General features: G+C 41.1%; 12 protein-coding genes. 7 read left to right on the forward strand and 5 right to left on the reverse strand.

Features of this window, described 5'->3' with window-relative positions; translation table 11 throughout:
- Positions 1-29 precede the first annotated feature (29 nt).
- On the forward strand, positions 30-3,116 hold the full coding sequence (locus WA256_RS17855; protein ID WP_063529835.1) for a ligand-binding sensor domain-containing diguanylate cyclase: 3,087 nt from the start codon (positions 30-32) through the stop codon (positions 3,114-3,116).
- A 65-nt stretch (positions 3,117-3,181) separates the two neighbouring features.
- Here the strand turns inward: WA256_RS17855 and WA256_RS17860 are convergent, their stop codons facing one another.
- The gene (locus WA256_RS17860) at positions 3,182-4,234 is read right to left on the reverse strand and encodes an MBL fold metallo-hydrolase (RefSeq protein WP_335992769.1); all 1,053 of its coding nucleotides are present in this window, start codon (positions 4,232-4,234) and stop codon (positions 3,182-3,184) included.
- A 107-nt stretch (positions 4,235-4,341) separates the two neighbouring features.
- Here WA256_RS17860 and WA256_RS17865 point away from each other — a divergent pair, with 107 nt between their 5' ends.
- The gene (locus tag WA256_RS17865; protein ID WP_130166847.1) at positions 4,342-5,289 is read left to right on the forward strand and encodes a LysR family transcriptional regulator; all 948 of its coding nucleotides are present in this window, start codon (positions 4,342-4,344) and stop codon (positions 5,287-5,289) included.
- Between the two features lie 28 nt (positions 5,290-5,317).
- Here WA256_RS17865 and dxs read toward each other — a convergent pair whose 3' ends face one another.
- The 3 genes from dxs to xseB all read right to left on the reverse strand — a co-directional run bounded on the left by dxs (position 5,318) and on the right by xseB (position 8,404).
- Complete coding sequence (gene dxs / locus WA256_RS17870; RefSeq protein WP_062566076.1) at positions 5,318-7,180, reverse strand: 1-deoxy-D-xylulose-5-phosphate synthase; 1,863 nt, start codon at positions 7,178-7,180, stop codon at positions 5,318-5,320.
- An 89-nt stretch (positions 7,181-7,269) separates the two neighbouring features.
- Positions 7,270-8,157: a (2E,6E)-farnesyl diphosphate synthase gene (gene ispA / locus WA256_RS17875; protein WP_055021990.1), complete on the reverse strand. Its 888-nt coding sequence runs from the start codon at positions 8,155-8,157 to the stop codon at positions 7,270-7,272.
- A 4-nt stretch (positions 8,158-8,161) separates the two neighbouring features.
- The gene (gene xseB / locus WA256_RS17880) at positions 8,162-8,404 is read right to left on the reverse strand and encodes an exodeoxyribonuclease VII small subunit (RefSeq protein WP_054552565.1); all 243 of its coding nucleotides are present in this window, start codon (positions 8,402-8,404) and stop codon (positions 8,162-8,164) included.
- A gap of 272 nt (positions 8,405-8,676) precedes the next feature.
- Between xseB and pomA the strand changes: the two genes are divergently transcribed.
- The 4 genes from pomA (at position 8,677) to WA256_RS17900 (ending at position 12,954) form a co-directional block, all read left to right on the forward strand.
- A complete protein-coding gene (pomA, locus tag WA256_RS17885; protein WP_054552564.1) occupies positions 8,677-9,444 on the forward strand; it encodes a flagellar motor protein PomA in 768 nt (255 codons plus the stop codon).
- 3 nt (positions 9,445-9,447) lie between these two features.
- On the forward strand, positions 9,448-10,371 hold the full coding sequence (locus WA256_RS17890; protein WP_054562656.1) for a flagellar motor protein MotB: 924 nt from the start codon (positions 9,448-9,450) through the stop codon (positions 10,369-10,371).
- 129 nt (positions 10,372-10,500) lie between these two features.
- A complete protein-coding gene (locus WA256_RS17895) occupies positions 10,501-10,977 on the forward strand; it encodes a hypothetical protein (RefSeq protein ID WP_054562655.1) in 477 nt (158 codons plus the stop codon).
- A 66-nt stretch (positions 10,978-11,043) separates the two neighbouring features.
- Complete coding sequence (locus tag WA256_RS17900) at positions 11,044-12,954, forward strand: DNA topoisomerase III (protein WP_335992770.1); 1,911 nt, start codon at positions 11,044-11,046, stop codon at positions 12,952-12,954.
- A 1-nt stretch (position 12,955) separates the two neighbouring features.
- Here the strand turns inward: WA256_RS17900 and WA256_RS17905 are convergent, their stop codons facing one another.
- Positions 12,956-14,269 (reverse strand): M20 metallopeptidase family protein, encoded by a 1,314-nt coding sequence (locus WA256_RS17905; RefSeq protein WP_062566074.1) that lies wholly within the window; start codon positions 14,267-14,269, stop codon positions 12,956-12,958.
- Positions 14,270-14,352: 83 nt separating this feature from the next.
- Here WA256_RS17905 and WA256_RS17910 point away from each other — a divergent pair, with 83 nt between their 5' ends.
- Positions 14,353-15,210 (forward strand): tetratricopeptide repeat protein, encoded by an 858-nt coding sequence (locus WA256_RS17910; RefSeq protein WP_335992771.1) that lies wholly within the window; start codon positions 14,353-14,355, stop codon positions 15,208-15,210.
- The last annotated feature ends 424 nt before the right edge of the window (positions 15,211-15,634 follow it).

Below are 15,634 nucleotides of genomic sequence, written 5' to 3' on the forward strand. Positions count from 1 at the left end.
TGAGTTAAGTGTTACTTGGTGGCAAGTATATGATGCGATTTCTAGTTGTCTGTTTGTTGATGCTTTGCAGCACGCCTGCGTTTGCATCTATTACTGACTATGTCGTCAAACAGTGGAACATCCAAAATGGCTTGCCATCGCAATCTTTAAAAAGCATTGCTCAAGATGAGCAAGGTTATATGTGGTTGGGCACTCAGTTTGGCTTAAGTCGCTTTGATGGTAACACCTTCACTAACTTCAATACGCAAAACAGCGATTTCCTACCAAGTAATGGTATTAATAAGCTCTTAGTTGATAGTACTGGGTTACTTTGGGTTGGTACCAAAAATGGCTTGGTAACACTTGATCCTAAAACCATGATGTCGCAAACCTTTAATGTTAAAGGTCCGGTTCGCGATATTCTTGAAGACTCCAAAGGCAGTATTTGGATTGCAGCGAATGGCCTTTATTACGTTGCTCGAAATCAAGTCACGCTTAATCAAAACTCCGCACTAATCGTGCCGGTATCTAATGCCACTGCTATTACGCAAATTGTGGGTTCAGTGAGTCAAATGGCATTGTCGCCAGAAGGTATTTGGCTGGTTAATGAGCGTCACTTATTGCGTTTAACCAATACCTCTTCTGACTTTGCAAAGTTACGATTAGAGCTGACTGCCAAAGTTTCATTACCTGAGCGTTTAGCACAAACCATTATTCATGACATGGCTTGGCTAGAAGGGAATTTATACCTTGCCTCCGAGCTGGGTGCTTACTTTCTTGACTTAGATGACGAGCTGCGTCCATTCCCACTGCCAAATGCCAGTAATTCTGCCGTTTATAAGTTTATGAGCGACTCAGATGGGGCGCTTTGGATCTCGACCTATGGCCGATTGTTATTTCGTGATAACTCAGGAGATTGGCAATGGGTTGAGCCAAGCCAGCTCGATCAAAGCATTTGGTTTGCCGATATTTTCCGTGACAATCAAAATAACATTTGGCTGGCAAGCTTCAGTGAAGGCTTATGGCTTGCTCACGAAGGGCGTATTGAACGTCACTCAGCTATCTCAAATATGACCGAAGCGGTGATGGCAATTAGCCAAGCACCTGATGGCAAATTATGGGTGGCTAACCGCAGCGGTGTTGGTTACTTCGATTACAACAAGAATTTTGTAAATCAAATTCCGAGTAACCAGTTTGGTCGAGCAGCAGTGCACGACTTACAGTTTGACGGTGACCGTTTGTACATCGCAACAGGCCGCGGTGTGTTTTATTACGAAAACCAAAACTTGTATACGGTGCCGGGGCGAGCACTGCGCGATAACCCTGTATTCGCAATTAGTCGTTCTAGCAAAGGCGGTTTTTGGCTCGGTACTGGCCGTGGTATGTACCGCTTAAGCTACGGTGGTTTAACACCCTTTGCATACAATGCATTCTTAAGCAGTAAATTTATTACCTATGTTCTTGATGAGCAAAACTTTGGTTTAATTGGCACCAGTAAAGGGGCTTATTACTTTACCGACCGTGGTATTGAAAAAATTGGCGACCAAACCAGCTTAGAAAGTGCCTACGTTACCAGTATTTTGAATATCGAAGGGGTGGGGATATTAATTGGCTCACTTAACGATGGTTTATTTTATCGCAGTACCAAAGGTCAGTGGCGTCAGTTAGATGCGACAGATGGTCTGCCGTATGGCTCTATTTTTAGTCTTGTTTACGATAAGCAATTAAAACGTATCTGGGTTAGTACCATGAAAGGTGTATACCGCATGCCAGTCGAGCAGTTTGGTACTGATATCGAGAGCTTAAAAGTAGAACAAGTGATCTCATCGTTCGACCGTCAACTTGATGGTAAAGCAAGTCAGTGTTGTGCTGGCCTTGGCCATGACGCTGTAGCAGATACCGGTAACTCTATTTGGTACCCAAGCCTACAAGGTGTGGTAGAAATACCAAAGAGCGTTGAGCTTTTTGGTGTTCAAGCTCTTAAGCCTCGCATTGAAAGCTTGATCACGCCGCTTCGTCACTTAAGTACCGCAACTTTAGGTAATAAACCAGAGCTGCAAATTGATGAACGCGATGTAACGTTAAAATACACCGCGATTGATTATTATGCTCCTTCAAGTATTGAGTTCCGTTACCGTTTAAGTGGCTTAGACAGTGACTGGCGTTATGCCAATACTCGTCGTGAGGCAATCTATACCAACTTACCGCCGGGTTCGTTTTTATTCCAACTTGAAGCAAAACGCCGTGGTGAAGATTGGCAAAAAGCACGTCGTACTGAGTACAGCTTTGTAGTGCCGCGCCGTTTTGATGAGACTATTTATTTTAGACTCTTGATCACCAGTAGCTTTATTTTACTGTTCTACCTTGTATTTTGGGTATTTAGAGCGCAAGAGAAACGTAAGCAATTAGCCCTTGAAAGCTTAGTAACAGAACGTACCGTAGAGCTTCGAGAAGCTAACGATAAGCTTAACCAAGTAAATTCACAGCTTAAGCTAGTAAGTCACTCAGATGAGCTTACAGGTCTACGTAGCCGACGCTTCTTGTTTGATCAGCTCCCTAAAGATATCGAACACTTCCAGCGTAACTCGCAGTCATTGCAAGCGCAGGGTAAGTCGCTCGTTCTATTGATAATTAACTTTGATAACTTCAGTCGCATTAATGATGCATATGGCCCGCTCGCCGGCGATAGCTGCTTACAGCAAATGGCGACTTTATTGAATAGTCGTACTCAAGGTTCTGACTATGTTGCACGCTGGAGTGGCGATGAGTTTTTACTCTTACTACGTGATTTCAAACGCACAGCAATAGACAATTATGTGGCCGATTTATGTGAAGCAATTGCAGCAAACCCATTTAGATTACCGAATGGAGAATCGACCACTATTACTGCGTCGGTTGGCTGGTCTTTCTACCCATTACCTTTATTGGGTGGTCAAGTTATTGGTTGGGAAACCTCAGTTAACCTTGCCGATATTGCCCTGCACCAAGTGAAAAAGCGCGGTGGTGATGGTGTAGCAAACATAACCTTTGACGAGCAATTAGATGCCTTTGAGTTCGAGCAGAGCCACAATGTTGATCAACAGCTTAGTGCACTGCAAGCTAATGGTTTAGCCGATATTAAAATTTGGATGCGATAGGAGCGCCATACCGTGTTTCTGATAGGGCGCATCCTTAGCTATATTTTTATGGCTTTTAACCCTATTTATCGGTAGCTGTATAAGTATTCTGCTACCATTTCTGCGTTAGCAGGAACTGCAGTCTCAAAGCCATAGTAGCTGCCATATTTTGGACGAAGTGCATCCGTTGCTCGTTTTGCTATTTCACCGTACCAAGTTGGTAACATGATGGTGTGTGCATTTATCTTTGCGACATCAACCCCGTATCCAAAAGGTACTTCACCCATAGCTTTAGCAACCTCTTTTTTCAAATCAGCAATAAATTTTAGATGAAAAGCAAAGTCATCATGTGAGCCTATATTGCCATGTCCACCATTGAAAAAATCCCATTTTAATGCGTCTGCTGTTTTTAAGTTTTGCTCTAGATATGTGAAGCGCTCTGAGCCTGCAAAATTCCAAAAAGGAGGTTGATCTGCATTCAGTAAATCAGGGGCATGGAGTACACGTTCATTCACTAAAAGCCAAGCTGAGTGATCATCAGTATGTGCGGCATGTTCGAAGCCATGAAGTTGAACTTCTAAGTCTTCGAACTTAAAAGTATCGTTTGGCCAGTTAAGTACTTTTGTTGGTTTCTTTATGTTACTTCCCAGTAATTCCATTTTCTTATTTGTTGCTTTTGATGCAGTAATTTCAGGTTGTTCTTTTTGAGACTTTTTAAGTAACTTTAATAAATCATCTGCTCCTGAAATATGATCAGCATGGTCATGAGAATAGACAATTGCTGTTATAGGTTTATCGGTAATTGATCGAATAGATTTTAAAATTGGCTCTGCTCTTTGCTCTAATGGATCGAACAAAAGCACACCTTTATCACCGATATAAAAAATCGTGCCGTAGAACCCTGATTGATACCAATAAGTATTCTCTGTGATGCGCTGAAGGATATAAGGTGTTGTCATATTTAAGTTAAATAAATTTGCGACCTTTTCACCTGGAGCAAGAACTTTACTACTAGATTGTGGTACATAGTGAGCACCAACGGTTGAAGGAGCTTCAGCAACAGAACTCACTGCTGCTAAACTTGTAGATAATAAACTGAATAGAAATACTGATTTAGTAAAGCTATTTTTTATAGACATAATAGTCTCCGTTTGTTTTTAGTGTCCTTATTTTGTGCGATTGTATAGAGCGTTAATCTGTTGATAAACTGCATATTAGTTAATTAACTATTGCGCAACTTGAGATAATGGATCGAATAACAGCTGCAAAAGTGTTTATTGAAATAACTGAGCAGGGTAGCTTTACAAAGGCTGCAGCTAAACTAAATATGTCAACAGCAATGGTAAGTCGCTACTTATCTGAATTAGAGCAATGGTTCGGTACACGATTAATGCATCGAACTACCCGCGTGATAAGTTTGACGGAAGCTGGAACTGCAACTTTACCAGCGTGTCGTAAGATGCTTATGGCTGTTGCTGAAGCAAAGAATTTAGTCATCGAACAAACGAAAAAAGCCAAAGGTGTTCTTAGGGTTGCGACCTCTGGCTCATTTGCGGACGCATACCTTGTTTCTGCCTTAGTTGAGTTTCAAAAGCTACATCCGGAAATAGAAATTAGTTTATCTGTTGGCCATACAATATCTAATCTAGTAGAGGATAGGATTGATTTAGCAGTAAGAGTTACTAATACACTCGATCCAACGATGATTGCTGTTCCTTTAACGTTATGTAATTCAGTTTTGTGTGCCGCGCCTGAATACCTTGAAAAATATGGAACGCCTACTTCTTTAGAGGAATTAAGTGAACATAGATGTGTTGCTCATTTTTCTGGCTCGCGCAAAAACTATCGCTTCATTAAAGGTGAAGATATTATAGAAGTGCCAGTAAAAAGGTGCTTTGAAAGTAACGAAACTAATGTAATAACACGGGCTGTTTTGAGTGGGGCTGGAGTAGGAATGTTGCCTACATTTTATGTAGGAAAGCATCTCAAATCAGGCAAGCTTGTTAGGATATTACCCCAATTCCAGCCAGAACCCCTCGGTATTTATGCAATTTACTTGAGCCGTCATCACCAACCCTTGTCTTTAAGGTTACTTGTTGAATTTCTTAAATTGCAGTTTAAAGATGCAGCAGCACCTTGGGATCACGAGTTAGGAGTTATTCCCAGTGGGGTAGAGAACAAAAAGGAGCCTTAAGGCTCCTTTATAGTGAATGCTGTTTGGCTTAAGCCATGAACTCTTTGATGCTAGTTAAGATACCACTTGCATCTAGGCCCATTTCGGCGTGCATTTCATCTTGCGTACCATGCTTTATGAACTCATCTGGAATACCTAAGTTTAAGATAGTCACATCGGCTTTGATTGCGGCTAAGTATTCATTCACAGCAGAACCTGCACCGCCAGCAATGGCGTTGTCTTCTAGGGTAACAATGACATCATGGCTGCCGAGTAATTCACTGATAGCATCAGTATCAAGAGGCTTAATAAAGCGCATATCAATGACTGTTGCGTTAAGCTCTTCTGCAGCTACTTTGGCGTTCTCTAACAGCGTACCAAACGACAAGATGGCCACTTTATTACCTTGTTTGATACTACGCGCTTTACCGATTTCAATCGCGCTCATAGTCGATTCAACCTCACACGTGCCGGCACTACCACGTGGGTAACGAACAGCAACAGGTTGATTGCATTGGTAGCCAGTGTAAAGCATTTGGCGGCACTCGTTAGTGTCGCTAGGCGCCATGATGATCATATTAGGAATACAGCGCATAAAGCTTAAGTCATAGGCACCTTGGTGAGTTTCACCATCAGCACCAACAATACCAGCACGGTCAATAGCAAATAAAACAGGTAAGTTTTGTAATGCTACATCGTGGATAAGTTGGTCGTACGCACGTTGTAAAAAGCTTGAATAAATAGCAACAACAGGCTTCAACCCTTCACAAGCAAGGCCAGCTGCAAGCGTTACAGCATGTTGCTCAGCAATTGCTACATCAAAGTATTGCGCTGGGTACTCTTTAGAAAAACGTACCATGCCTGAGCCTTCACGCATCGCAGGGGTAATTGCCATTAGCTTGTCGTCTTGAGCTGCCATATCGCATAACCAGTCACCAAACACATTTGAGAATGTGGCAGCGCCAGGTTTAGATTTTGGTAATTTTGACATGCTAGGATCAAATTTTGGTACGCCGTGGTAACCAATTGGATCCGCTTCGGCAGGTTTATAACCTTTACCTTTTTGCGTTTTAATATGTAGTAATTGCGGGCCTTTAAGGTTACGCATATTACGTAAGGTATCTACCATCATATTAACGTCATGACCATCAATTGGGCCGATGTAATTAAGGCCTAACTCTTCAAAGAAAGTACCTGGAATGACCATACCTTTTAAGTGTTCTTCCATGCGGCTGGCAAGTTCTTTCACTGGCGGTAAACCAGAAAGTAGTTTTTTACTGCCTTCACGAATATTGGTGTAGAAGCTACCAGACAAGATACGGGCAAAGTGATTGTTTAGTGCACCTACGTTTTCTGAAATCGACATTTCATTATCGTTTAAGATAATTAACACGTTAGGGTTAACATCACCCATGTGGTTCATCGCTTCAAATGCCATACCAGCAGTGATCGCACCATCGCCAATAACAGCAACAGTTTTACGATCTTTACCTTCTTTTTCGGCAGCAATGGCCATACCCAAGGCAGCTGAAATAGAGGTGCTCGAATGGCCAACACTAAATGTATCGTAAGGGCTTTCTTCACGGAATGGGAAAGGGTGCAAACCGTCTTTTTGACGAATAGTATGCATTTGGTCACGACGACCCGTTAAGATTTTGTGCGGGTATGCTTGATGACCCACATCCCATACTAAACGATCTTCAGGAGTGTTATAAACATAATGCAGCGCAACGGTTAGTTCAACAGTGCCTAAACCTGATGCTAGATGACCACTACTTTGCGAAACTGAATTAAGTAGGTATTCGCGTAACTCTTTACTAAACGCAGGTAACTTGTCTTGCGCTAAATCACGCAGTTGTGCTGGTTCGTCAACCAAACTTAATAATGGATACTTGCTACTATCAAGTGTCATGATTTTTTATACATCCTTCGCTAACCAGAGTGCATTATAGCCCATTGCTGCTCTGATTTTTTAGTTATTTTGTCTTTCTTTTTTAGGCATTAATAATTACGTTCAACGATATAGCTAGCAAGGCTCGCCAGTTCGCTGGTGTCATAATCAATTGCCTCAAGAGCTTGATGAGCTTGAGCTAGTAAATCTTGCGCTTTTTGCTTTGCACCAGCCATACCTAATAAAGCAGGGTAAGTTGCTTTATTAGCCGCAATATCTGAGCCTTGTGGCTTACCTAATGTTTCAGTATCAGCTTCTACATCAAGGATATCGTCTTGTACCTGAAAAGCTAGCCCTATTGCTTGGCCAAATAGGTTTAATTGTGCGAGAGTATGTTCATCACAGCTTTTTGCACTCAATGCACCGAGTGTAATAGCACAATTAAGCAAGGCGCCTGTTTTTAGCTGATGAATGCGCTCTAACTGCGCAACGGTAATTTCTTTATCGGTCGCTTCAATATCCAGTGCTTGCCCACCTACCATACCTTCAATACCTGAGGCTTTGCTTAATGAGGCAATCATTTTTACTTGCTGGCTCGCAGGAACGGCAAATTGATGGTTGGCAATTAAATCAAATGCCAGCGTTTGTAATGCATCGCCCGCGAGTATGGCTTGCGCTTCGCCATAAACAATATGACAAGTAGGGCGGCCACGTCTTAAGTCATCATCATCCATGGCTGGTAAGTCATCATGGACTAAAGAGTAGCTATGAATACACTCAATAGCGGCAGCAAGAATATCAAGATCGGTCTTGTCTGCGCCCATCATTCGACCCGTTGCGTATACAAGATAAGGACGTAAGCGCTTACCACCATTTAAAACACCGTAATGGGTGGCTTCTTTGATGGTTTTTTCGGTATTAAGTGGTAGTTCGAAATAGCGATTTAAATGTGCCTCAACGTCTTCACGAGCGCGTTGTAGTTGTTCTTTTAATTGCACTTAATTAGTCCAAGTTTGAATCAAAATTGCTAAGAGGAGCTTGGCTATCGTTACCCATTAAAATGGCAACCTTTTGTTCGGCTTGTTGTAACTTACCAGACGAAGCATTCGCCAGTGCAATGCCGCGTTCAAATTGTTTTAGCGATTGTTCTAGTGACAATTCACCTTGCTCCATTTGTGCAACAATTTGAGATAATTCATCCAGCGCTTCTTCAAAGCTTAAGTTTTCTGGTTTCTTTGTTGCCATTGTGGCCTCGATAGCTGTTAGAAAGTGAGGCCAATTTTAGGGGGAATGCTAAACTAGGTCAAAGAATGATGTGTTTTTTTACGCATAATCCATTTTCAATATGCTATTTTTACGGTTTTAGATACAGCTTAAACTTGTAGCTTAAAAAACTTACATTAAAATAAAATTAATTCATTTAATGATTTAAGTATTTCAACTGCTTGCCGATAAGCAGTTAATAATAAAAATTTGATACCTGAGGGTGTCGTGTAATTGTTCCTCTGGAGGGGTATGTGGATTTAGCAACCATAATAGGTATTCTTGGTGCCATAGGCTTAATTGCTATGTCGATGGTGTTAAGTAGTGACGGCCAAGTTGCAATGTTTTACAACACGCCTTCGGTGGTCATTGTATTTGGTGGTTCGATTTTTATCGTATTATCGAATTTCACTATGGGGCAATTTTTGGGCATAGGTAAAGTCGCTGCAAAAGCCTTTATGTTCAAAATCGAATCTCCAGAAGAATTAATTGAAAAAGCAGTAGAATTAGCTGATTCAGCACGTAAAGGTGGTTTCTTAGCATTAGAAGAAGCCGAAATCCCCAACGGTTTTATGCGCAAAGGGGTCGATATGTTAGTGGATGGTCATGATGCTGATGTTGTTCGTGCCACACTACAAAAAGATATTTCTCTTACAGCTAACCGTCATGAGCTAGGGGCTGGGTTATTCAAATCACTTGCCGATATCGCTCCTGCGATGGGGATGATCGGTACGCTAATCGGTCTGGTTGCTATGTTATCAAACATGGATGACCCAAAAGCAATCGGCCCTGCAATGGCGGTTGCGCTTTTAACAACTCTCTATGGTGCGTTCTTAGCAAACGTTGTTGCTATTCCAATTCAGGTAAAATTAGAGCTACGTAAAGACGAGGAAGCACTTAATCAACGCTTAATTCTCGACGCGGTACTGGGTATTCAAGATGGTCAAAACCCGAAAGTAATTGAAGGTATCTTGAAAAACTACTTAGCTGAATCAAAACGTAAAGTTGATACCGAGGAGTAGGGTATGTCAGATCAAGAGTGCAAATGTCCACCTCCAGGTTTACCCGCCTGGATGGGAACCTTCGCAGATTTAATGTCATTATTAATGTGCTTCTTTGTACTCTTGCTTGCCTTCTCAGAAATGGACGTACTGAAGTTTAAGCAAATTGCCGGCTCCATGAAGTTTGCTTTCGGTGTACAAAATAAAATTGAAGTAAAAGATATTCCAAAAGGAACCTCGGTCATTGCCATGGAGTTCACTCCGGGTAAACCTGAACCCACTCCTATTGAAACGATTCAACAACAAACTGTAGAAATGACGCAACAAATGCTTGAGTTTCAGGCTGGCGACGAAAGCTCTGCCGGTGGTCGTCAAGAACAGCGCGGTAATAAACGTGGTGGTGAATCGCAAAGTACGGCTCAGCAACAAGCGTTGGAGCAGTCAATTTCAGCAGCTGATCAAGAACAAACAAATGAACTTGTGAAGAAAATTGCCCAGCAATTAGAACAGCAAATTATGGATGGTGCAATTGAGCTTGAGTCATTAGGCCAGCAAATTATTATTCGTATTCGTGAGAATGGCTCATTTCCATCAGGTAGTGCTTTTTTACAGCCAAAATTTAAACCTATTATTCGTGATATTGCTACGCTGTTAAAAGATGTGCCGGGTGAAATAACCGTGTCAGGTCACACTGATGACTTCCAAGTATCGAATGAGCTTTATACTAATAATTGGGATTTATCATCAAAACGTGCGGTGGCAGTTGCCAGTGAAATGGAAAAAGCGCCAGGTTTTGATAAATCTCGTATGATGGTGGTAGGTCACGCAGAAACAAGGCCCCTTGTACCGAATGTGACCGATGAAGATCGCAAGCGTAATCGCCGTGTTGAAATCTCTATTATGCAAGGTAAAGCACACGAGTCTGACCCTATTGATGTAAGGCAATAAATCAATTAAAGTGAAACTTCATTAACACATGTAATGGAGTATAAAAATGAAAAAAGTTGATAAATATAGCTATATGCCTGGCAATGGTGATGGCGGTGATGACGATAAAACTGATTAAGGCACTGCATTTTGCCTGATTGGTTTGTAGAAATTAGAGTTATATTAAGCAATAGCTGGGTGTTCATTTTGAGCCCGGCTATTATTATTTTTTATCTTCGTAAAGATTGGCCCGCTTTTTATTTCTCTATCATTACTGCTGCTTTTTTCCTTTATGGAACTCTTATTTATTCTGCTTTAAGAGAGTTTGATGATATCTATATCTGGCGCTATGTAGTCTGGGCTTTTAATGATATTGCTTGGATGGCAATCATTGCTTACTTAGGTATTAAAGATAAAGTCTACTTATGGCAAAGTGTTTTAGGGCAGTTGGTTGTGATAATGGCGCCCATTTTACAGTTGTTCCGTTTAGTTGACCGCCACCTTTGGGATTTGTCTTACAGCACCTACATGTACAAGACCCTGCTACCGCTAATCAATATTGGTACTGTGGTCGTATGTTACCTACCGCTTATCTACCTCTTTACTCGACGAAGCCAGCAAGCATAATGCGTTTCTTCGTTAAAAATCCTGTGCTAGACTACTGTTTATAAAAACAGTATTTAGTATTGCGTTATGAAACTTTACATTGCCGAAAAACCATCCTTGGCGCGAGCCATTGCAGATGCACTGCCAAAACCACAAAAAAAGCATGATGGCTATATAGAGCTAGGTAATGGTGATTGTGTCTCATGGTGTATTGGTCATTTGCTTGAACAAGCAGAACCTGATGACTATGATGCAAGTTTTAAAAAGTGGCGGTTTGAGCATTTACCTATCGTGCCTGAGCAATGGCAATTAAAACCTAAAGCAAAAACACGTAAACAACTCACTGTATTAAAAAAGCTAATCAAGCAGGCTAGTACAATAGTTCATGCTGGCGATCCTGATCGCGAAGGCCAGCTATTGGTTGATGAAGTGATCGAACAGGTTAAACTTAGCCAAGCCAAAAAACAGCAAATTCAACGACTCTTAATTAGCGACTTAAACTTAAGTGCAGTTAAAAAAGCGCTGAATAATTTAAAATCGAATCGCGATTTTATTCCATTGAGTGTATCTGCTTTAGCTCGCTCACGTGCCGATTGGCTATTTGGCATGAATTTAACTCGCGCTTATACGCTTGCTGGGCAAAAAGCTGGGTTTGGTAATGTGTTATCTGTTGGGCGTGTTCAAACGCCTATTTTAGGTCTAGTTGTAAATCGTGATAATGAAATAGCTAACTTTGTAGCGAAACCTTTTTATGAAGTATTAGCTCATCTTGAAACTCAGCAGCAGCAAGTATTTTCTGCAAAGTGGCAGCCAAGTAAAGCATGTGAACCTTATCAAGATGAAGAAGGGCGGGTATTACATAGAGGGCTTGCTGAAAATGTAGTGTCACGCATAACTAATCAACCGGCTAAAATAGTCGAGCTTGAGCAAAAGCAAAAAAAGCAACAAGCGCCGTTACCTTATAACTTATCTGCTTTGCAAATTGACGCGGCAAAAGCGTTTTCTATGCCTGCACAAAAAGTGCTAGATACCTGTCAAAGCTTGTATGAGCGCCATAAATTAATTACGTATCCTCGTTCAGATAACCGCTATTTACCAAAAGAGCATCATAAAGATGCAGCGAGTATTATTGCTGCCATCGCCAATAATGAAGGTCAAGCAAGTGAAGCTTGCAAGCAAGCTGATACCAGTAAGCGGAGTAAATGTTTTAATGACAGCAAAGTGGCAGCTCACCACGCTATTGTTCCTACCGAAAAACAGCTTCGCTCAGCATCATTAAATAGTGATGAACAAAAAATCTATCGCTTGATCTGCCGTCATTATTTAATTCAGTTTTATCCAGACTATATATTTAACGAAACTAAAGTAACGGTTGAAATTGCGGGTGGGCTTTTTAAAGCTGCTGCTAAGCAAGATGTTAGCTTAGGCTTTAAAACATTAATGGGCAAAACAGAGTTAAAGGATGAGCAAACCTTACCGCCACTTGAAAAAGGTCAGCCGCTGCATTGCACTCAAGGTGAAGTGGTAGACAAAATGACGACACCGCCAGCGCATTTTACTGATGCTACCTTATTGAGTGCTATGACAGGCATCAGCCGCTATGTGAAAGACCCAGAAATTAAAAAGATCCTCAAAGAAACTGATGGCTTAGGCACTGAGGCTACACGGGCTGGTATTCTTGAGCTTTTATTTAAACGCCGCTTTTTAGAGCGTCAGGGTAAAAACATTCTAGCTACCGCAACAGGCAAAGCTCTCATAAGTACATTACCAGAGCAGCTTGCTAGCCCTGACTTAACAGCTAAGTGGGAGGCATCGTTAGGGGATATAGCTGAGCAACACATGAGTTATCAGCAATTTTTAACGCCATTGTTGGCAGAGTTACATGCTTTAGTTGAGCAAGCTAAGCAGTGCGACAGCCAAGTCTTTGCCCAGTTACCAAAAACGCCGCAAAAGCGACGTTTTAAAAGAAAAGCTAAGCCCAGAGCTAAGTCAGCCTAAACTATTTTTTGTTGAATAGGGCAACCGCAGCATTACTCATCGCTGTAATCCCAGTAGGAAGCGCCTTTTTGTAATCAGGTGCAAACTTACTTGAGTGTAATGAAGGTAATGTTGCGCCAGATTGCATTGCTGCATCATATTGACTCGGTTCAACACCGCCTAACCAAAACAAAGTAATTGGCACGTGCTGTTCTGTACGACCGTATAGGCCAAAGTCTTCACCAGCCATTACAGCTTCAGTTTCAAGTACATTGTCTTCACCAATAGCATTAGCAATTGCTGAACGCACTAGGTTGGTTTGAGCTGGATTGTTATAAGTCGAAGGAATTGACTCATCTTCATGCACATATACTTCAGGTGCTAAGCTTTCATCAAGTCCTGCACTTAATGCGATACCTTTAGAAATTCGTTTAATCGCCGCGATTTGTTGCAAACGTACTTCAGGGTTATAACTGCGAAGTGTGAGCTGTAGTTTTACTTCATCAGAAATGACATTGTGTTTAGAGCCACCGTGAATTGAGCCAACAGTAATAACAGACGGTTCTAGTGGTGACAATTCGCGACTGGTAATAGTTTGCAGTGCCAACACAATACGTGAAGCAATCACAACAGGGTCGATTGTTGTATGTGGATAGGCACCGTGACCGCCTTTACCTTTTACAGTAATATCAACAGAGTCAACACTTGCCATCGTATACTCAGTTTTCATGCTGACTTTACCAGCAGGAACACTCGCACTTACATGTAAACCAATAACATGGTCAGGAGTAGGGTACTTAGTAAAAAGCCCTTCTTTAAGCATTGCTTTTGCACCACCGCCAACTTCCTCTGCAGGTTGTGCGACCATCATTAGCGTACCTTGCCACTGATCTTTATGTGTCATTAACTGTTGTGCTGTGCCAATAAATGAACTCATGTGAATATCATGACCACAACCATGCATTACGCCAACTGTTGCACCAGCATCATTTGTTACAGTCACTTTAGAGGCGTAAGGTTTTCCTGTTTGCTCAACAATTGGTAATCCATCAGTATCTGTGCGGATCATTACTGTAGGGCCATCACCGTTTTCATAAATACCAACAACGCCATAACCACCTACATTATCTGTAACAGTAAAGCCCAGTTGTTTTAATTGCTTTGCTAGCTTTTGACCAGTTTCTTTTTCGTGGTAAGACAGCTCGGGAGATTGATGTAAATCTAAATAAAGCTTTTCAATCTCAGGCATAGTTTTTTTGAGATTTAAATCGAGCGTTGTTGCTTGTGCGAATGGACTAAGAAGTAATAAAGCTGCAGAAATAGCAGATAATTTCATAATGACCTCGACCCGTGGGGCTTGTAATTGTTATGTTTGCCACTATATAAAAACCTAAATACTTATATAGTGCAATCGATCAAATGAATAATATGATAAAACTTACCCAGCAAAATTTGCAGCAAGCACTGGGTGAAACGTCCGCTGAAAAGCTAGTGCTACTTACTTTTTACTCTGCGCAAAACCCAGAATGTCATCAGCAAGCTGCAATTTTAGAGAAAATAGCAAATGAGTATGGTGAGCATTTATTAGTAGCGACATTAGATTGTGATGTTGAACAAGCCCTTGCAGGGCAACTTGCGCAGCAAATTGGTTTACAAGCATTACCTACGCTTGTGATGTTAAAAGATTCAGCGCCTGTCGATATGTTACCGGGTGCTCAAACAGAACAGCAAATTCGCGATGCGCTAGCCAAACATTTACCAGCTCAACACGAGTTATTACTAGAGCAAGCTAAGCAAGCGTTAATTAATCAAGATTTAAATAATGCTTTTAACTATGCAAAGCAGGCTTATGAGCTTGATCCAAACCATACACGTGTAAAGTTAGTTTTAGCTGATATCTGTATTCAAATTCATAAATTAGAAGATGCACAAGCATTATTAGATTCGGTTGCAGAAAACGAACGTGATGCGTATTTCACAAATATTCAAGCAAAGTGTGAACAAGCATTAGCTGCAACAGATTCACCTGAAATAAAAGCACTGCAGGATAAAGTTGATAAATACCCAAATGATTTAGAGATAAAAGTAGAACTAAGTAATGCTCTTAATAGTGCGGGTCGTAAAGAAGAAGCTTTAGAGATGTTATTTAATGTACTTAAAAAAGATCTTAACTACGCAGATGCAAAACCAACCTATCTAGAAATTATCGCTTCTTTACCTGATGGCGATGCCTTGGCATCTAAGTATCGTCGTAAGTTATATAGTATCTTGTACTAATTAAGAGTTGATTGATAAAAGCGCCACTAAAAATAGTGGCGCTTTTTTTATTTAAAAACTTGCGTATTACCTATTTTCGATAATACTTAAGATCCTCTCGAGAAAAGTTGACTGTATTTTGTACAGTAAACTGTGTTTTTTACTGCCTTTAGCTTGTTTTTTGCGCGAAAGGTAAGTTTTTAGTAGTTTTCTACAAAAAGTGCTTGCGTTAATTCTTCGCATCCCTATAATGCGCATCCACTGACACGGCGGGCAGCAATGAAAAGCGCTGAACAAGGTGACAGAGAGTTAAGTAAAACTTCGGTTTAAAACGGTCTAAAAAGAAAGTTTAAAATTAAGTGTTGACTCGAAAAATTAAGGATGTATTATACGCATCCCTAGCGACAACGTCGCAACGTTCTTTAACAATATAAAGCAATCATCT

The sequence above is a fragment of the Pseudoalteromonas sp. CH_XMU1449-3 genome (assembly GCF_037027245.1).
Lineage (GTDB): Bacteria > Pseudomonadota > Gammaproteobacteria > Enterobacterales > Alteromonadaceae > Pseudoalteromonas > Pseudoalteromonas shioyasakiensis.